The organism is Bradyrhizobium sp. S3.7.6 (genome assembly GCF_054061875.1).
This window is the reverse complement of record NZ_JBSSEQ010000001.1, coordinates 2,165,679-2,182,698: the sequence shown is the minus strand read 5'-3', so window position 1 is coordinate 2,182,698 and position 17,020 is coordinate 2,165,679. Positions and strand designations below refer to the sequence as shown.

14 protein-coding genes, 1 tRNA gene and 1 pseudogene are annotated in these 17,020 nt (G+C 61.4%); 7 read left to right on the top strand and 9 right to left on the bottom strand.

From position 1 onward, the window contains the following. Positions 1–42 precede the first annotated feature (42 nt). On the bottom strand, positions 43–1,389 hold the full coding sequence (locus ACVJ5M_RS10350; protein ID WP_063981213.1) for an ABC transporter substrate-binding protein: 1,347 nt from the start codon (positions 1,387–1,389) through the stop codon (positions 43–45). 249 nt (positions 1,390–1,638) lie between these two features. Between ACVJ5M_RS10350 and ACVJ5M_RS10345 the strand changes: the two genes are divergently transcribed. Continuing rightward, positions 1,639–1,815, top strand: a complete 177-nt coding sequence (locus ACVJ5M_RS10345) for a hypothetical protein (RefSeq protein WP_354096131.1) — start codon at positions 1,639–1,641, stop codon at positions 1,813–1,815. On the opposite strand, the gene ACVJ5M_RS10340 is transcribed toward ACVJ5M_RS10345, so the two are convergent. Then, complete coding sequence (locus ACVJ5M_RS10340) at positions 1,812–4,382, bottom strand: ATP-binding protein (RefSeq protein WP_283017541.1); 2,571 nt, start codon at positions 4,380–4,382, stop codon at positions 1,812–1,814. The two genes, ACVJ5M_RS10345 and ACVJ5M_RS10340, sit on opposite strands and share 4 nt — an antisense overlap. A gap of 780 nt (positions 4,383–5,162) precedes the next feature. Between ACVJ5M_RS10340 and ACVJ5M_RS10335 the strand changes: the two genes are divergently transcribed. Then, on the top strand, positions 5,163–5,585 hold the full coding sequence (locus tag ACVJ5M_RS10335) for a hypothetical protein (RefSeq protein WP_084795334.1): 423 nt from the start codon (positions 5,163–5,165) through the stop codon (positions 5,583–5,585). Positions 5,586–6,286: 701 nt separating this feature from the next. Here ACVJ5M_RS10335 and ACVJ5M_RS10330 read toward each other — a convergent pair. After that, complete coding sequence (locus ACVJ5M_RS10330) at positions 6,287–6,502, bottom strand: hypothetical protein (RefSeq protein ID WP_063981210.1); 216 nt, start codon at positions 6,500–6,502, stop codon at positions 6,287–6,289. 191 nt (positions 6,503–6,693) lie between these two features. Between ACVJ5M_RS10330 and ACVJ5M_RS10325 the strand changes: the two genes are divergently transcribed. Next, positions 6,694–6,981: a PilZ domain-containing protein gene (locus tag ACVJ5M_RS10325; RefSeq protein ID WP_084794970.1), complete on the top strand. Its 288-nt coding sequence runs from the start codon at positions 6,694–6,696 to the stop codon at positions 6,979–6,981. Positions 6,982–7,532: 551 nt separating this feature from the next. Here the strand turns inward: ACVJ5M_RS10325 and ACVJ5M_RS10320 are convergent. Then, positions 7,533–7,910, bottom strand: a complete 378-nt coding sequence (locus ACVJ5M_RS10320) for a hypothetical protein (protein WP_063981209.1) — start codon at positions 7,908–7,910, stop codon at positions 7,533–7,535. 374 nt (positions 7,911–8,284) lie between these two features. On the opposite strand from ACVJ5M_RS10320, the pseudogene ACVJ5M_RS10315 reads away from it, so the two are divergent. Further along, a pseudogene (locus ACVJ5M_RS10315) lies at positions 8,285–10,088 on the top strand (flavin-containing monooxygenase). Between the two features lie 222 nt (positions 10,089–10,310). Here the strand turns inward: ACVJ5M_RS10315 and ACVJ5M_RS10310 are convergent. The 5 genes from ACVJ5M_RS10310 to mnmA all read right to left on the bottom strand — a co-directional run bounded on the left by ACVJ5M_RS10310 (position 10,311) and on the right by mnmA (position 13,582). Then, the gene (locus tag ACVJ5M_RS10310) at positions 10,311–10,628 is read right to left on the bottom strand and encodes a hypothetical protein (protein ID WP_063981207.1); all 318 of its coding nucleotides are present in this window, start codon (positions 10,626–10,628) and stop codon (positions 10,311–10,313) included. Positions 10,629–10,866: 238 nt separating this feature from the next. Continuing rightward, positions 10,867–10,943, bottom strand: a tRNA-Met gene (locus ACVJ5M_RS10305). A gap of 244 nt (positions 10,944–11,187) precedes the next feature. Then, positions 11,188–11,553 carry a hypothetical protein gene (locus tag ACVJ5M_RS10300; RefSeq protein WP_063981206.1) on the bottom strand — a complete coding sequence of 122 codons (366 nt, stop codon included), beginning with the start codon at positions 11,551–11,553 and terminating at the stop codon, positions 11,188–11,190. Between the two features lie 187 nt (positions 11,554–11,740). Beyond that, on the bottom strand, positions 11,741–12,379 hold the full coding sequence (locus ACVJ5M_RS10295) for a class I SAM-dependent methyltransferase (protein WP_063981205.1): 639 nt from the start codon (positions 12,377–12,379) through the stop codon (positions 11,741–11,743). A 21-nt stretch (positions 12,380–12,400) separates the two neighbouring features. Then, a complete protein-coding gene (gene mnmA / locus ACVJ5M_RS10290) occupies positions 12,401–13,582 on the bottom strand; it encodes a tRNA 2-thiouridine(34) synthase MnmA (RefSeq protein ID WP_063981204.1) in 1,182 nt (393 codons plus the stop codon). Between the two features lie 357 nt (positions 13,583–13,939). Here mnmA and ACVJ5M_RS10285 point away from each other — a divergent pair, with 357 nt between their 5' ends. The 3 genes from ACVJ5M_RS10285 (at position 13,940) to sciP (ending at position 16,871) form a co-directional block, all read left to right on the top strand. Beyond that, the gene (locus ACVJ5M_RS10285) at positions 13,940–15,502 is read left to right on the top strand and encodes a flagellar hook-length control protein FliK (RefSeq protein WP_063981203.1); all 1,563 of its coding nucleotides are present in this window, start codon (positions 13,940–13,942) and stop codon (positions 15,500–15,502) included. 13 nt (positions 15,503–15,515) lie between these two features. Next, the gene (locus ACVJ5M_RS10280) at positions 15,516–16,223 is read left to right on the top strand and encodes a flagellar hook assembly protein FlgD (RefSeq protein WP_063981202.1); all 708 of its coding nucleotides are present in this window, start codon (positions 15,516–15,518) and stop codon (positions 16,221–16,223) included. Between the two features lie 372 nt (positions 16,224–16,595). Beyond that, complete coding sequence (gene sciP, locus ACVJ5M_RS10275) at positions 16,596–16,871, top strand: CtrA inhibitor SciP (protein WP_002714638.1); 276 nt, start codon at positions 16,596–16,598, stop codon at positions 16,869–16,871. The last annotated feature ends 149 nt before the right edge of the window (positions 16,872–17,020 follow it).

Below are 17,020 nucleotides of genomic sequence, written 5' to 3'. Positions count from 1 at the left end.
GAGAGCCTGGAGCGCGCTCGGCGTGCGCTCCAGGCGTTTGCCCTAGAACTTCTTGCCTTCTTCCTTGAAGATCGCCTTCCAGTCCTTGACCAGGCCATCGAGCGCTTCCTGCGCGGTGCCCTTGTCCGCCACCACGTAGTCATGCACGCGCTTCTGTTCGGCTTGCAGGAGTTGGGCATAGGAAGGCTCGGCCCAGAAGTCGACGACCATTCCCATCGACTTCAAAAACTCGCCGGCAAACGGCGCGCTGTTCGGGAAGCCCGGATCGTTCAACACTGACTTGGCGCAGGAATAGCCGCCTAGCGCCCACCACTTCTTCTGCACATCTCCACCGGAGAACCATTTGATATATTGCAGCGCCTCGGCCTGGTTCTTGGAATAAGAAACGACCGAGATGCCCTGCCCGCCGAGCTGCGTCGCCCGAGTCGCGGGGCCGGCGGGATTGCTGAAGAAGCCGATCTTGTCCCCACCGACGTTCGGATCTTTGTAGAGGCCCGGGAAGAAGGCGAAGAAGTTCATCTGAAGCGCGACTTGCCCCGACTTGAACGCATCAAGCCCTTCGGACATGTAGGAGTTGGATGCGCCGGGGGGCGTGCAGCACTTGTAGAGCTCCTTGTAGGCCTCGAGCCCCTTCACGGCGCCAGGCGAGTTGACGAACCCGTCCATTGAATACGGCTTCTTCGGATCCTGATACTGGAAGCCGTAATCATAGAGGTAGTTCGACACGCCCATGGTGATGCCTTCCGAGCCCCGCTCGGTATAGATCGAAGCGCCATAGACCTTCTTGCCGTCGATCTCGCGGCCCTGGAAGAATTTTGCGATGTCGCGCAGTTCATCGAGCGTCTTCGGCACGGCGAGATCGCGGCCGTACTTGGCCTTGAAATCCGCCTGGATCTCAGGCCGCGCAAACCAGTCTTTGCGATAGGTCCAGCCCACCGCGTCACCCATGGCGGGCAGCGCCCAATAGTTCGGGCTGTTCTTCGGCCACTCGGAATAGCCGACCACTGTCGCCGGCATGTAGTCGTCCATGCTGATTCCTTCCTTTGTGAAGAAATCGTTGAGCTTGACGTACTGACCGTTCTCGGCGGCGCCCCCGATCCATTGCGAATCCCCGATGATGAGATCGCACAGCGAGCCATGCGAATTGAGCTCGTTCAGGAAGCGGTCGGCATAGTTGGTCCACGGCACGAACTCGAACTTCATGCCGACGCCGGTCTTGGCGGTGAAATCCTTCGACAGTTCGACCAGGGCGTTGGCAGGATCCCACGCGGCCCAGCACAGCGTGATGGTCTTGGCCTGCGCATGCGCAGGAGTAGTCCCCACTCCGACACCGAGCGCGGATGCGAGAACTCCGAACGTAGTAAGAAGCGCCTTTACTGTCTGTTTCATAACGCTTTCCCTCCCAGTGGGGCCGGCCATCGACATGGCGCGACTCTCCAACCCGCTCGAATGCTTCGAGCAGAGCGATACAGTCCTTCACGGGCTGAACGACTAAACGGACGTTTCCTCGCGCCTGCCTGGATTCTTAGGGATTCAGCCAAGCTCGATTTGTTTAGTGAAACACTATATACTAAACATTGCAAGCACGCTCTTAAGTCGCTCGGTCATGGTGCCCCTCGCGAAATTGAGGCAGCAACCATGCGCTCAACCGGTACTGGCTATGCGATCTGCGCCACCTTGAGTTACGTCAGGGACTTTGCGTTCGAGCACGGCTGCCTCGACCTGATCCGCAAGAACCGTAAGATGGCTGGCTCTAGAGACGAATACGCATTGTCGCTATGGACGGCGATGCCGTCTGGCTTCGTGCCTGCCTAAACATCTTCTTTCTGAAGAAGAGAATGCAGACGTTGAGCGAGTTCGGCCACGCCAAAGGGCTTGTGAATAATCGGGAACTCGTCTGTCGCCCCGTGACGCGCGAGCACGTCTCCCACGTAGCCCGACGTAAGTAATATCTTGATCCTGCTGTTCCGCCGCTTTGCTTCGCGAGCAAGCTCGACGCCATTGGGACCATTCGGCATGACAACATCGCTGAACAGAAGATCGAACCCCTGATCGCTGTCGAGAATTCGGATGGCTTCGGTACCGTTGTGAGCAAGGCGAATCCGATAGCCAAAGCTCGTCAGCATTGCAGACACGACTTCCAACAGATCTTCATTGTCCTCGACCAAAAGAATTCGCTCGGAGCCTCCCGGCATAGCCCGGGTCTGTTCAGTTTCCACCTCGTCGCGAGCCTCCTGATTGGCTCTCGGCAGGTACAGTGAGATCGTGGTGCCGGCGTTAGGGGCACTTTCGACTGAAATATAGCCACCGGATTGCCGGACAAAGCCATACACCATGCTGAGACCGAGGCCAGTGCCCTTGCCAACTTCCTTGGTAGTGAAGAAGGGCTCGAAAATCCGGTCTCGCACCTCGGGAGACATCCCCTGCCCCGTATCCGAGACGGACAGCCTCACATATGATCCGGCCGGACATCCAGCGACGGCTTCCCGATCCAGAACGACGTTCCGCGCCTCGATCTCGAGCACTCCGCCGCCCGGCATCGCATCGCGGCCGTTCAGCGCTAGATTGAGAAGGGCAGTCTCCAGCAGGGATGGATCCACCTGACAGAGCCACAATCGCTCGTCGATCTTCAGCCTGACCTCGCATTCTGCGCCGACCGCCTGACGGACGAGCCCCTGGAAGTTGGAGATCAGCTCGTTGGCATTGATCAGTTTAGGGTTGAGCTTTTGCCGTCGAGAGAAAGCGAGGAGCTGTGCGGTGAGCTTCGCCCCCCGGTCGGCGGCACGCCGCGCAGTCGCGGCGAAGCGCCGGATCTTGCCGTCATTTGCCGCGCGCTCGATGAGATCAAGGTTTCCCGAAACGACGGCAAGCAGGTTGTTGAAGTCATGGGCAACACCGCCCGTGAGCTGTCCGACGGACTCCATCTTCTGACTCTGATGAAGCTGCTCCTCGATGCGCTGGCGCGCCTCCACGGCATGCTTTTGCTCGGTGACGTCTCGAAAGAAGATCGCGATCCCTTCGCCAGAAGGAAACGCGTTGATCGCATACCAAGCGGCACGACGAGGACAGTGCGCTTCGAACGAAACCGGACGGCGGTCCGACATGACTTCCCGAAGCTGCTCGACGATTCCCGTATCGGCGGCATCCAGAAGCGACGCCTGCAGGTGCATTCCAATCAGATCACGCCCCTGAGCGATCTGAGACCAGGCCCTCTGGTTGAAGAAGCTGATCCGCCAATCGTGGTCGACGATCACGACGCTGTCGGTTGTGCTTTCGAAGAGCATCGTAAGCCGGGCCGCGGCGTCCTCGGCCTTCTCTTTTGCATCGGACAATTCCTGCTCGCGGCGATCCAGCGCATCGGCCATGGTGTTGAAGGCGCCGGCTACGCCCGCGATTTCAGAACTGCCGCGGATATTCACACGGCGAGCATAGTCGCCGAGACGCCATCGGTTCGCGGCGTCAACTAATAGTCCGAGCGGCCGATGGATGAATTGCCGGGCGCCGAGCAGCGTCAGGCCCAGCACCATCATGGCGCTGAGGGCGATGAGGAAGATGTCGTGTCGGGTCCGGCTCTGGATCTCGGCAAAGGCGTTCGCCTTGTCGAGGCCGAAGCTGACGCGAAGTCCCCCAGAATCGGGCCCGAGAGTCGAGAAACCCACGATCCTCTCGACGCCGTCGACATCAACCAGGTCGGCTGCGAGACCGTCGCCATACTGCCTCTCATCACCAACGCGAACCAATTTCTTACCGACAAATCGGTCATTGTCCGGATAGCGGGCAAGGTAGGTGCCGTTGCGATCGGTGATGGCCAGCGCGTCTCCCGCCGGAACACCCGCGCGCGCGATGTAGTCCGCTAACCAGTCCAGGCCGAGAGGCGCAATGATGACGCCCCCTGGCTGACCATCATCTCCGTAGAAAGGCAGCGCGAACTGAATGAGTTTCCGATCGACGGACAGACCGATCGAGAATTGTCCCACCGTAAACGCGCCCGTCTTCAACGCGTCCGCAAAGTAGGGACGCCCGGAGACATTCACCGGCTTGCGATCTGTGTTTGTATCGCAGAAGGGCTGGCCACTCAGATCGGTCGCGACGAAAGTGAGGAAAGCCGGAAACCGGGACCTCATCCCTGCCATCGCCGCATTGCACCCCTGGCTATCTTTCGCCTTTATCGCAGGGAGTTCGGACAGCGCAATCAGGACCTGCCGAATGCCCTGAACGATCTGTTGCTGCTGTTCGGCGGCGAGCTTAGCGAGACCGAGCGCCTGATTCTGTACGTCCACTTGGCGCGCGCGTCGAAGGTTAACTTCGTTGTACGCCTGAATCGAGATAGCGGGCAATAACGCGACTGCGACAAGCGCCAACAGGCGCGACAAGATGGTCATTCTCTGCCGTATTCAAATCGTCCCGGAGCTTGCTGTGCATTTCAATCCCAATGGCCATACGCTTATAGGCGTTCGTTATTCCAATCACGATCGTGAGAACCACGAGTGACCGCTCGTTGAACATGCGCGGCGGCGCGAGCTTTCATCCGCACCCGCTTTCAAATGACACATGTTGCATGTTCGCCCCTGCAATCCCGCCCTACTCGTGAGCGCCATGACATCGCGCGGTGGTACAGCCACAATCGACAATCTTGGTACTGTTTTTTTGAGCGGGCATCGCGCATCTATCTGCCGAGACCAACGGCAACTCGGATGTAACTTCGACCTGTGGAACGACGGTTCGAATGCGTCGGGCGCGATCGCGCCGCGGCGTCGGAGTATTGCGTCGGTAAGACCAAACCTACTTTGCTTAAAGGACCGCCTTGCTCATGATCGCTCATGAAATGCCAGGCGATCACAGATCCGATCTGGACCGCGCCAGCGAACCGGCAAGCGCCGGTACTTCATCGCCCAACCATCCTGGAAAAGCTGGCGGTGATGGAGTTATGGTCCAACGAATCGGCGGATGTGTTTCGGTAACGGAAGGAGCCACCTGGATCGGTTCCGTTACAAGCGCCTTTATCTTGTCGAAGTCTGCCTTTGACCCTCCAGGCACGATTAACCTTGGCGGTTAGGCTTACCGAGCAAGCATCTCCGCGAGAAGCTTGACGGCCGATCTATGAGCCGTTGGCCAGAACCGATAGATTGTAAGGATTGAGTCGTTGCGTTCGAGTGGCGCGCGTGAGTTTTCAGCTTTCCATATTGAAGATTTTGGCAGGGCAGCCAGACGGCCGGGGAAACCTTGAGCTTATCAAGCTGCATCTCGCGGTTTTCTATACGAGCGGCCCTGAATGGACGTTGCGTATGAAGCGTCTCGCTGAACTTGCGCCGGATCTTGATGCGTTCAGCCAAGGCCTCATCACTCGCGAACGCGGCGCTTGGACTATCACGAACCAAGGACGCGACTTCCTTGCCAAACTCGAGGGGGCTGCCTTGGGTGCAACGCCGGCCATACGGCCCCCCGACCCAGCCGAGCCGGTTGAGGTCGAGCAAGCCTCGCCAATAGCTCCTCCAGCGGCGGCTTCTCTGCCGAAAGTACTGGAGCGATCGCACGGGCGCCCCCAAGGCAAACACCGCAAGAACCATCGCAAACGATCGGCTTAAGTCGGCGGAATCTTAGATCGGTTCGGTCTAAGACGGATCGACCTCCTCAGCCCTACGGTTGGTCAGTGGGGCGAGAAGGCGCGCGATGGCCTCGTAATGGCGATGTACTGCCTCGAATACTCCCCGCTCTCCGAAGATGACCGTCTGCGGGCGCGTCAGCCGTCGTAACGAGAAGGGCAGCGGTCGAAAGAAGCAGCGAGTGACGGGTCGTGATTGTTGGATGCGGTACGTTTCTCATCGCTTAACTCCAAATCGGGGCAACACTTTTGCGCGGTCGACCCACAAAACCGCTTCCGACTTTTGATCAATCGTTATCGTTGTGCCTCGCTATCCGACCAACACGTAATTGCGCGAGTGTTGTTCGGATACCTTTGTGGGCGAACCTAAGAACCAAATCACCAGATCGGCGTTATCCCGGCACTATGGAGCCGTTTCGCGGAGGTCTAATGATGGACCCGAATCGAGCAGCTTTACTCCTATCTGCTATCGCTCTGGCCATCGCCATTGGATCGGCAATCACGTCAGAGCACCTCGATACTCGTACGGCCAGCAACGACGCACCTCCCGGAACGGTAGGCCTCGCTAGACCGCACCCGCCGCTGGACCGTGCGCCAGGTGAACCGATACAAACGGTAGGCGGGCCGCCTGGCGCGAGTATTCGGCAGCGTCCCTGACCGAACACTGGCCACCCAGCGAGAGCGCTACCGAAGCTCCTTGATGTTGCCGGTGCTGTCGACGATGAGCGACCGCTCCGTACCCTCCTTGATTGCTCGGTAGGTCTTGATCTTGCCGCTCGGGACCTCCTGAATCTGCGAATAGCCCGCGGCACGTAACTTGGCCTCAATCTCCCCCTGCGTCAGGGCGAGCACAGGCGAGGACGCCCCGACCGTTACAACAATGGCAATGACTGATCGCATCGTTCGCCTCCTGGCTCCGCCAGAGGATGCGATGGCTCCTACCGTTTTTGGCGGCGCGCACTGTCTCACTGAAGTTCGCCAATTTTCGCTAGCGATTAGTCGAGCTACAAAGCGCGAATCGCTAACTCTTGTTAATCATTGGGGCACACGCTCTACGTCAGATATTTCATACTTCTATTTTTTTGCCGCGCATGGCCTTTGGTCGAAGAAAATCGGACCGTGTTCAATTTGCCCATCAGCACGCCGTCAACTTGATGGCTGTGGTTGGCACTTGGAGCCGAGTCTGCGTTCTCAAAGACATTTCGGCAACGGGGGCAAAGCTAGAGGTTGAGGGCTCGACTGACGTCCTAACCTCGCGAGAGTTCTTCCTAGTTCTATCGTCAACGGGCCTCGCATTTCGCGGCTGTCAGTTGGTCTGGTTGGATGGACCAGCCGCTGGCGTGCATTTCATCCACGATAAGAGGAAGTCTGCGTCGTGAGCGCCATGCTGCAAAACATGGAGCTGATCGTCCAGCGCAGCTTGCCTACTCTTGACGTAGAGTCCCTTGAATGTTGTGAGGCAAAAGAAGCACTTTTCCGAAGCAAAGATGGCTTTATGCTCTATCTAACAGATGGAGCCCCACCGCCTCTTGGTAGGGAGCGACTGGTCCCATTGAGTCTTCGTCAGGCACTCCTCTGGCTCAACGAAAACCAACTCTCTGAGGCTGGGTCTTTCTGGGCATAGCGGAGAGCAGCTTAGCTGCAATACCGGCAAAACCAAGTTTGCGTCTGGGCCCAACCCGCTTAAGCAGCTCCGGAGTTGCGGATGGAGCATCCCCGCGCGAGACCGCAATCGCATTGAGGCCACTCCGGATCCTGCCTTCAAATCACTTCCGCCGATGCTGTTGGCTTACGTTCTCAACCAGGCCCTGATCACGATCCGCCACCGGGTGCTGTTCTGGGAGCGTCGCGGACGGGTTGAGGCACGCTTATTGCTCCCTGCCCTCACGCGACACGCATCAACTCGGCGTCACGCCAATGCTCGACCCGCCTACTTGATCGTCGCGTGCACTGTGATGACCGATGTGCCAGAAGCCTTCGGCCCCTTGCCCGTTGCTTTGATGGCAAAGGTGTCACTTCCTTTGTATCTGGCCCTCGTCCTGTACTCGTAAGTCGCAACGTTGAGCTTCTTCAGTTTGCCGTGTGCTGGCTTTTGCGAGATTTCCGAGCTACTTGCCGCGCCGCGCAACGTGATCGGGAAGATGCAACTGTCCCCAGACGCGACGCTGATGTCGCCGGTCGAGTTCTCGCCCCAATCCGCCAATTCCATTGATCTGGAACATTCCGAAGCCGCCAGGACGATAGAAACATAAGTTGGGCTGGAAGCTCCCGCGACAAGCGCCAGAGTGGCAAGGCTAGACAATCGCATCGCTGATCTCCCGGATCATGCCGCACCTTAGCGCGAATCGGTGAGCAGTAGTTTCGTTGATTTCAGTGGGGGACTGGCATCGGGTTGCAGTCCGCCGGATCATGGCGGTCGTGAGCTGTCCGGGGTAGAGCGGACATGCTCTGCCCCTCCGTTACAGGAGCCTGCGGGCCAAATTCCGGACGCATGCACCGCAGCAAATAGAGCTCTTAGTCTACCCCATCGCCGGTGGGCGAAGCGGCGTTGTTGCAGGCGAGCGCTGAGAGGCGCTGAAGCCGACCGGGAACCCTGCCGCGCGAGTCTGGATTCCCGCGATGGTTGGGGTAAGGTTACGCTGCCTGCGTAGAAAAATTGCAAACAACACCCGGGAGGAATTGATGCTCGACACCACACTTAGTGCGCGCGTCCAGGTTTTCCTCGACAAGTTTGAAGCTGCGCTTGCGGCAGGCGATCTCGACGCCGCCGTAGGAATGTTCGCTCCGGAATGCTACTGGCGCGACCTCGTTGCCTTCACCTGGAACATCAAGACCATGGAAGGCCGCGATCAGGTCCGCGACATGCTCGCGCATTGCCTCGCGCATTTGAAGCCGCGCAACTGGAAAATCGCCGAGGGTGAAACGCCAACCGAGGCCGGCGGCGTGACCGAATCTTGGATCACGTTCGGGACCGAGGTCGCGCGCGGATATGGACTCATCCGCCTGCAGAACGGTCAGATCTGGACGCTCTTGACAACCATGGCCGAACTGAAGGCCCATGAGGAAAAGGCTGGCTTCAGCCGACCGCTCGGCGCCAGGCATGGCGGTCAATCCCGGCGCCAAGACCTGGAAGGAACTGCGTGACGAGGAAGTCGAGCAACTCGGCTTCAAGACCCAGCCCTACGTGCTTGTTATCGGCGGCGGACAGGGCGGCATTGCGCTCGGGGCGCGGCTGCGCCAGCTCGGTGTGCCGACGATCATCGTCGAAAAGAACGCACGCGCCGGCGATTCCTGGCGCAACCGCTACAAGTCGCTCTGCCTGCACGACCCCGTCTGGTACGATCACTTGCCCTACATCGATTTCCCCAAGAACTGGCCTGTGTTCTCGCCCAAGGACAAAATCGGCGATTGGCTGGAAATGTACACCAAGGTCATGGAGCTGAACTACTGGTCGAACACCACGGCCAAACGCGCCAGTTGGGACGACACCAAGAAGGAATGGACCGTCATCGTCGAACGCGATGGCAAGGAGATTACTCTGCGGCCCAGGCAACTTGTGTTCGCGACCGGCATGTCGGCCAAGCCGAACATGCCGAAAATCAAAGGCATGGAAACGTTCAAGGGCGAGCAACACCATTCCTCACGCCATCCCGGCTCCGGCGGCTACAAAGGCAAGAACAAGAAGGTGACGGTGATCGGCTCGAACAATTCGGCCCATGACATCTGCGCTGCGCTGTACGAGGCCGGCGTCGACGTAACGATGGTGCAGCGTTCAACGACGCACATTGTGCGCTCGGATTCGCTGATGGAGAGTATCGGCGATCTTTATTCCGAACGCGCCGTCCGCGGCGGAATGACGACGGCAAAGGCCGATCTGATCTTCGCTTCACTGCCCTACCGGATCTTGAATCAGTTTCAAAAGCCGGTCTACGACAAGATCCGTCAGGACGACGCCGCTTTCTATGCCGGGCTGGAGAAGGCCGGCTTCAGGCTCGACTTCGGTGACGACGATTCCGGGCTATTCATGAAATATCTGCGCCGCGGCTCGGGCTATTACATCGACGTCGGCGCCTCACAGCTTATCATTGACGGCAAAATCAAGCTGTTCGCTGGACAGGTCGAGGAAATCACGCCCAACGGCGTCAGGCTCGACAACGGCAAGGAATTGCCAGCAGACGTGATCGTCTATGCCACCGGCTATAGCTCGATGAACGGCTTTGTCGCCGATCTCGTGAGTCCGGAAATGGCCGACAAAGTCGGCAAGGTCTGGGGCCTCGGTTCGAATACGACAAAGGACCCCGGCCCATGGGAAGGTGAGCAGCGCAACATGTGGAAGCCGACGCAGCAGGAAGGCCTATGGTTCCACGGCGGCAATCTGCATCAGTCGCGACATTACTCGCAATTCCTTTCCCTGCAGTTGAAGGCGCGCTACGAGAACATCCCGACGCCGGTCTACGGCCTGCAGACTGTCCATCACAAGGCCTGAAATTGCCGAGCGCACAGCGGGGCTCGCGGATTGCGAGCCCCATGCCATTTCCGGGTCTCCACACTCACCAGCGCAATGGCCGCCTTGTCAGCGCGCAGCAGAAAGCGCTCGGGAATGGTTAGGCCAAGTGCCTTCGCACTCTCCGGGCGTCATCGAAGCTGGTGACAGGGAGGTCACCGGTTCTGAGAGAATTCCCCCCGCCAGTGGAATTGGACCTTCTATTTAGACACGGTTGAGAGCGCAGTTCTCAGTGGTTTGCGGGCTGAATTGAGCGCGCCGAAAGTTATTGCGGAGTACGTGCGTACTTATCTCGAAGAGCGAAAGCGCCTCGCAATCACATCGAATGGAAAAAGGCAGCGCCTCGAACAACCGCTTAGACAGTTGAATCGAGAAATCGAACGACTGGTGGATGCGATCGCAAAAGGGCACGGCGATCGATCCATTCTCGGTCCGCGATCGACCGCCCTCGGCGCCGAACGCGAGCGAATATCTGAAGAGTTGCGGAGTGAACCGCCGGCCGCAAAAGAGGTCGCGCTGCATCCAACTATTCTCAAGCGATATGAAGAACAGCTAGGTCGGCTCGAGGAGGCGCTAACGAAGGGTATCAGTTCGGGCGACGGAGAGGCCGCCGAAGCCATCAGAGACCTGATCGACACTGTCACCATGTTCCGAGATCCATCACGCATCGGTGGCGTAACGGTGGAGATATCAGGCCGGTTAAACGCCCTGTTGGGGGAAAAAGCTTTCCCAAACCAAGTCAAAGGGGTGTGGGGAAAGATGGTAGCGGGAGAGGGACTCGAACCCCCGACCCCAGGATTATGATTCCCGTGCTCTAACCAGCTGAGCTACCCCGCCACAGGGTCGCGAGCGGCGGAACGGCCGATCTCGCGAACGCGCGGCATATAAGGAAGGGGGCGGCGGGCTGTCAATCCGCCTTCGCTAAAGCTTTTGGCGGGACAAGGCCGTTTGTGCCGAATTTGGCACCAGAATCTGCAATTTTTCGGCACCGGACTCGTGGAGAGTCCCCCTCACCCGGATCGCATCTTCGATGCGCTCCGGCCTCTCCCCGCAAGCGGGGAGAGGCGAAGGAAGAATCAGCCTATTTCGGCCTGACCGTCGGGTCGCCGCCAGGACTACCGGGGGGTGGGATGACCGGCATGGCGCCGTCCGTAGAAGGGGCCGGGGCGTGCATGTCAGGGTCCACGCCCGAGGGCGGGCAGAGCACGCCGTCGGATTTGGCCAGTTTGTCGCCGAGCGGTTCCCGGGATTGGCCGGTGGTGGTGGTGCCGTCGGGCGCGGTGGCGCGGTTCGGGCGGTCCTGCGGCATGCAATTGGCGGCGTGCTGGGCCGATGGCGGCGCGGTCGCTTGCGGCGGCGTTGCAGGTCGCGGCGGGGCCTGCGCGATCGCGCTGCCTGAGGCGGCGATCAGGAGGCTGGCCAGGATGATGTTTGATGTCGTGCGCATGGGAGGGAAACGTCTCCGGCCATGCGGAGGTTCCGGCCGACGCACGGCGAATTGAAGCGCTGGAAATTGGCTGGCGGTTTCCCTGCGGCCGATCCTTCGAGGCGCCCGCCGCTGGCGGGCTCCTCGGGATGAGGTCGCGTTTTGCGGAGACAGTGCCGACTGACAGCACGATCCCCGCAAATCACGCTCACGATTTGACGTAGCGGATCAGCGAAAAGTGCCCCATCGGCGGCATCGGACGGCGCTCGGCGAGCGTGACGCCGCGGTGCCTGGCGGCCCAGTTGACGAGGCGGTCCCACGGGAATTCCGGCCGCCAGCCGAGGCGGCGGGCGATGGGGGCGAAGGCGAGCTCGAACAATTTGCGCGGGCCGCTCTCGGCGCCGATGTGATTGACGAGGATCAGTTCGCCGCCAGGCTTGAGCACGCGCACGAACTCGTCGAGCGTGCCTTCGGGATCGGGCACGGCGGTGATGACATATTGCGCCACAACCGCATCGAAGAAGTTTTCGGGGAAGGCGAGGTTCTTGGCGTCCATCACCGAGAGCACTTCGACATTGCTGAGCCGCAGTGCACGCACGCGCGCCTGCGCCTTGCGCAGCATCGGCTCGGAGATGTCGACGCCGCAGATCTTCGTGGTGCGCGAATAGTCGGAGAGCGAAAGCCCTGTGCCGACGCCGACGTCGAGGATGCGGCCGCCGATGCGGTCGGCCTCCGCGATGGTCGACTGCCGTCCGGCGTCAAAGACCTTGCCGAACACGAGATCGTAGACCGGCGCCCAGCGGCCATAGGCCTTCTCGACCCCGGCCCGCGAGATGTCTGCTGCCATGCCCCCTGCCCCGGAAATTTTCTAGCCGCGTACCGCTTCCACCAGCGGCCTCGCAGTGCTCGTTGCGACTTTCGCGGCGGCGCTCTGGATGAAGCCGCCACCGAGCACGCGCGCCTGGCCCGAAGGCGCGTCGTAGAACACGCAGGCCTGGCCGGGCGAGACGCCCTCCTCGCCGGCGACGAGCTCGACTTCGTAATGGCCGTTGCCGCCGCGCAGCCAGGCCGGCTGCGGGCTGCGGGTCGAGCGGACGCGCACGAACATCTCGAGGCCGGCGCCGATGGCGCGGTCGATGTCGCCGTCGCCGATCCAGTTGACGTCGCGCAGCACGATGCGGTGCATCTTCAGCGCATCGCGCGGGCCGACGACGACGCGGCGGCCCGGAGCATCCAGCCGCACCACGAACAGCGGTGCGTGAGCCGCGATGCCGAGGCCGCGGCGCTGGCCGACGGTGAAATTGGCGATGCCGTTGTGCCGGCCGAGCACGCGGCCGTCGAGATCGACGATGTCGCCGGGGTCCATCGCGTTCGGACGCAGGCGGGTGATGATGTCGGTATAGCGGCCGGTCGGCACGAAGCAGATGTCCTGGCTGTCGTGCTTGTCGGCAACCGCGAGACCGAAGCGGCGCGCGAGCTCGCGCGTCTCGGGCTTGGTCATGTCGCCGAGCGGGAAGCGCAGGAAGTCGAGCTGCTCCTGCGTGGTCGCGAACAGGAAGTAGCTCTGGTCGCGATCGCTGTCGGCCGCGCAGACCAGCGCGCGCGAGCCGTCGTCGCGGCGGCGCGAGGCGACGTAATGGCCGGTGGCGAGCGCCTGCGCGCCGAGCTCGCGCGCGGTCTTCAGGAGGTCGCGGAACTTGACCGAGCGGTTGCACTCGATGCACGGCACCGGCGTCTCGCCGAGCGCGTAAGAGTCGGCGAAATTGTCGATGACGGACTCGCGAAAGCGATCCTCGTAGTCGAGCACGTAATGGGGAATGCCGAGCTTGGCGGCGACGTCGCGGGCGTCGTGGATGTCCTGGCCGGCGCAGCAGGCGCCCTTGCGATGGGTCGCCGCGCCATGGTCGTAGAGCTGCAGCGTGATGCCGACGACGTCATAGCCCTCGGCCTTGAGCAGCGCAGCCGTCGTCGAGGAATCGACGCCGCCCGACATGGCAACGACGACCCTGGTGTCCTCAGGACGGCCTTCGAGATCCAGACTGTTCAGCATGGGCCTTAAAGCGTTGTGACGGCGGCGTTCGCGATCCGCGATGACTTGGACATTCTTCGGCTTCCGGCGGGACATCGACGCTCCCCGGGAACTTTGGTTCCCCCGGGGGCACGACTGCCCGGTCGAAAGCGGCTGAGAGCAGCTCTTTAATATAGGCCGCATTCCGGTGAAGCAATCACGCGGGCGGCCGCTTAGGGCAATTCTTGCCGGGGAGGCAGAAATGGCGGGGCTCTTGCGTTCCTCGCGGCGGCGGCGAAAATCACCCAATTAATTGATTTTGCTAGATAAAATAGATCTCCAGGAAGCTGGCCCGCTCCTTGCTACCTCTATGCCGAAGATGTTTCCAAGAGGTTTTCCGTGGTCGGTCGGGCGTCAGACGTAGCAGCCAGCGTGCAAGTCCAGAGCGCGCAGCAAAAGCCTGCCCGGTCGCAGAGCTCCAAGGACACGTGTAGCAACGACTCCTTCGGCTCGCTGGTCGACAGCAACACCCAGGCGATCAGCAACAACGCGCCGCCGCAGGACACCGCGCCGCGCCGGACCGAGTCGTCGTCCGCCCCAGACAAGGGCCCGCGCGATACCGCCGCGACCGACCAGCCCTCGCAGAGCAAGGCGAACGACGACACCGACACATCGGCCCCCACCGCGAACGACGCGACGGCCGATCCGGCCAAGCCGACCAAGGACAAGTCCGAGACCTCCGACGCGAAATCGTCGGAGAAATCCGACGGCACCAAGGGCGACAAGACCGACGGCACCGTTGCCGCCACCGTCGATGCCGCCGTGCAGCCCGACGCGACGCAGGTCGCCGTGCCCGATCCGAACGCCATCCTGGTGGCCCCGCCCGTGGTGCCGGTCGATCCGAACGCGGCCGCGAGCCAGGCCGGCGATGCCGCCGCCTCGCCGCTGACGATTGCGGCAGCCGGCATCGCCGCCAGCGCCTCCACCGCGGCGCAGATCGCAGGCGGCAAGACCGACACTGCCACGGCGAGCGACAAGAGCGCCAAGACCGCGGGTGCCAAGGTCGATACCGACACGACGACAACGCTGGGCGATGCCGCCACCGGCACGACCGACGGCACCGCGACCGATGCCAAGACCAATGGCGGCTTGGTCGCCGCAGTGGACCAGGGCACGCCGAAGCCTTCGTTCAAGGCCGTCGCGACCGCGCAACGCGAAAGCGACGTCTCCAATATCGGCCAGGACGCGGGCAAGGCGAACGCCACGCAAACCGCGGCGACGACCGCGCATGGGCAAGCCGCCAAGCCGCAGGCCGAGGCGAACCCGGCCGACGCGAAGACCGGCGCCTCCGACCGCTCCGACGCAACGCCGGCGACGGCAACCACACACGCGCATGCCGGCACGCAGGCCGCAGTGCCCACGACCGACACCAGCGCGCAGGCCGCCTCCACCATCCAGGCGCCGCTGACCAACACGACGTCGGCCGCCACCGCATCGACCGCGACGCTCACCGCGACCGCGGCAAATTCCACGCCCGTGCCGATCAGCGGCGTGCCGGTCGAGATCGCCGCGGCCGCGCGCGCCGGCAAGACGCGGTTCGACATCAGCCTCGATCCGATCGACCTCGGCCGCATCGACGTCCGCATCAATGTCGACCGCAACGGCCAGGTCACCTCGCATCTCACCGTCGAGAAGCCGGAGACGTTGCAGATGCTGCGGCAGGACGCGCCGCAATTGCAGCGCGCGCTCGACGATGCCGGCCTCAAGACCGGCAGCAACGGGCTGTCCTTCAGCCTGCGCGACCAGAATTCATCGGGCCAGAATTCCGGCCAGAACAACGACAATGGCGGCAATGCCCGCCGGCTGATCATCAGCGAAGACGACACCGTTGCTGCGGCGCCCGTCGGGCGCGGCTACGGCCGCATGCTCGGATCGAGCAGCGGCGTCGACATCAGAGTGTGAGGAGTATTCGAACATGACCACCACGAATGCCGCCACCGCCCCGACGCCCGTCTCCGGGACCACCGACGTCCCGAAGTCGTCCTCGTCGAACTCGCTGAGCTCGAGCACGGGATCGACGCTGGCCGGCAACTTCCAGACCTTCCTGACGCTGCTGACGACGCAGCTGCAGAACCAGAACCCGCTCGATCCGCTCGACACCAACCAGTTTACCCAGCAGCTGGTGCAGTTCGCCGGCGTCGAGCAGCAGCTCAAGACGAATGACTCGCTGTCCCAGCTCGTCACCCTGCAGCAGACCACGCAGGCGACCCAGGCGCTGGGCTTCGTCGGCAAGACCGCGCTGGTCGACGGCTCGACCGCGACCATGACGAAGTCGTCGGCGACCTGGCATCTCAACGTACCCAGCGACTCGACCGTCGACATCACCGTTGCCAATTCCACCGGCCAGACCGTGTTCACCGGCAAATATACCGCCGCCGCCGGCACCGACATTCCCTTCACCTGGAACGGAATGGGCAATGACGGCACGCAATGGCCGGACGGCAAGTACACGATCACGGCGACGGGTAAGGATGTCGCGAACAACAACGTCGGCATCGCCGCGCAGGTGCAGGGCGTGGTGTCGTCCGTCGACCTGACCCAGTCGCCGCCGCTGCTCACCATCGACGGTGCCAGCTACACCCTGAGCCAGGTGAAGAGCATCATCGCCACCAGCAGCAACTAAAGGCGCGCGCCTCGCCGCGCACGAGATGTGATCCCCGCGAACTCAGGGGATCCATCACCACAGGACGTCGTTTTCGCGTGAGACCGTAACCCCGAGTCGTCGTCAAATTACTCCCTGGGGTTATGGGTCCCGGGCTCGCGCTACGCGCGCCCCGGGACGACAGTTGGGGCTTCGCTGGCTCCATTCGTTAGTAAAGTATTTACGAAGACCCCGCTCGGACGGCTCGGATCATGGTGTCCAGCCCTCCGGGCCGGCTGTGTTCCAGCCATTTTCAACGAGAATTGTATTGAAGCCTTAGGCTTAGCGGATTTTTAAGCCCGCACGCGTAGGGTTACGGCGTGAGTTCAGTGGTTGAGAGTTTGTGAGTACGCCATGACAGAACCCCATCGCCCGAGGGTAAAATACGTCATCGGGCCGGACGGCAGTCCGCTGACGATCGCAGATCTGCCCGCACCCGGCACCAAACGCTGGGTCATCCGCCGCAAGGCCGAAGTCGTCGCCGCTGTGCGTGGCGGACTTCTCTCCCTCGAGGAGGCCTGCAGCCGTTATACCCTGACGGTCGACGAATTCCTCTCCTGGCAGTTTTCCATCGACCAGCACGGTCTGGCGGGTCTTCGCACCACCCGCATCCAGCAATATCGCCAGTAAGCGATCCGGAAATCTGCAGCTTTTGACGAAAATCGGCCTCGCACCGCGAGGCCGATTTTTTTCATGTTTCCTTTTGGCGCGACTTTTGTCCCAGCTCTTAACCTTCGTTAACCATATCGAAACCATCACCTAGGCAATAATTGCCCAGT

What these genes read in the sequence shown, in the direction of transcription:
- ACVJ5M_RS10350 (WP_063981213.1), bottom strand. Translation starts at nt 1,389, where the DNA reads ATGAAACAGACAGTAAAGGCGCTTCTTACTACGTTCGGAGTTCTCGCA.
- ACVJ5M_RS10345 (WP_354096131.1), top strand. Translation starts at nt 1,639, where the DNA reads ATGCGCTCAACCGGTACTGGCTATGCGATCTGCGCCACCTTGAGTTAC.
- ACVJ5M_RS10340 (WP_283017541.1), bottom strand. Translation starts at nt 4,382, where the DNA reads ATGACCATCTTGTCGCGCCTGTTGGCGCTTGTCGCAGTCGCGTTATTG.
- ACVJ5M_RS10330 (WP_063981210.1), bottom strand. Translation starts at nt 6,502, where the DNA reads ATGCGATCAGTCATTGCCATTGTTGTAACGGTCGGGGCGTCCTCGCCT.
- ACVJ5M_RS10325 (WP_084794970.1), top strand. Translation starts at nt 6,694, where the DNA reads ATGGCCTTTGGTCGAAGAAAATCGGACCGTGTTCAATTTGCCCATCAG.
- ACVJ5M_RS10320 (WP_063981209.1), bottom strand. Translation starts at nt 7,910, where the DNA reads ATGCGATTGTCTAGCCTTGCCACTCTGGCGCTTGTCGCGGGAGCTTCC.
- ACVJ5M_RS10310 (WP_063981207.1), bottom strand. Translation starts at nt 10,628, where the DNA reads ATGCAGCGCGACCTCTTTTGCGGCCGGCGGTTCACTCCGCAACTCTTC.
- ACVJ5M_RS10300 (WP_063981206.1), bottom strand. Translation starts at nt 11,553, where the DNA reads ATGCGCACGACATCAAACATCATCCTGGCCAGCCTCCTGATCGCCGCC.
- ACVJ5M_RS10295 (WP_063981205.1), bottom strand. Translation starts at nt 12,379, where the DNA reads ATGGCAGCAGACATCTCGCGGGCCGGGGTCGAGAAGGCCTATGGCCGC.
- mnmA (WP_063981204.1), bottom strand. Translation starts at nt 13,582, where the DNA reads ATGCTGAACAGTCTGGATCTCGAAGGCCGTCCTGAGGACACCAGGGTC.
- ACVJ5M_RS10280 (WP_063981202.1), top strand. Translation starts at nt 15,516, where the DNA reads ATGACCACCACGAATGCCGCCACCGCCCCGACGCCCGTCTCCGGGACC.
- sciP (WP_002714638.1), top strand. Translation starts at nt 16,596, where the DNA reads ATGACAGAACCCCATCGCCCGAGGGTAAAATACGTCATCGGGCCGGAC.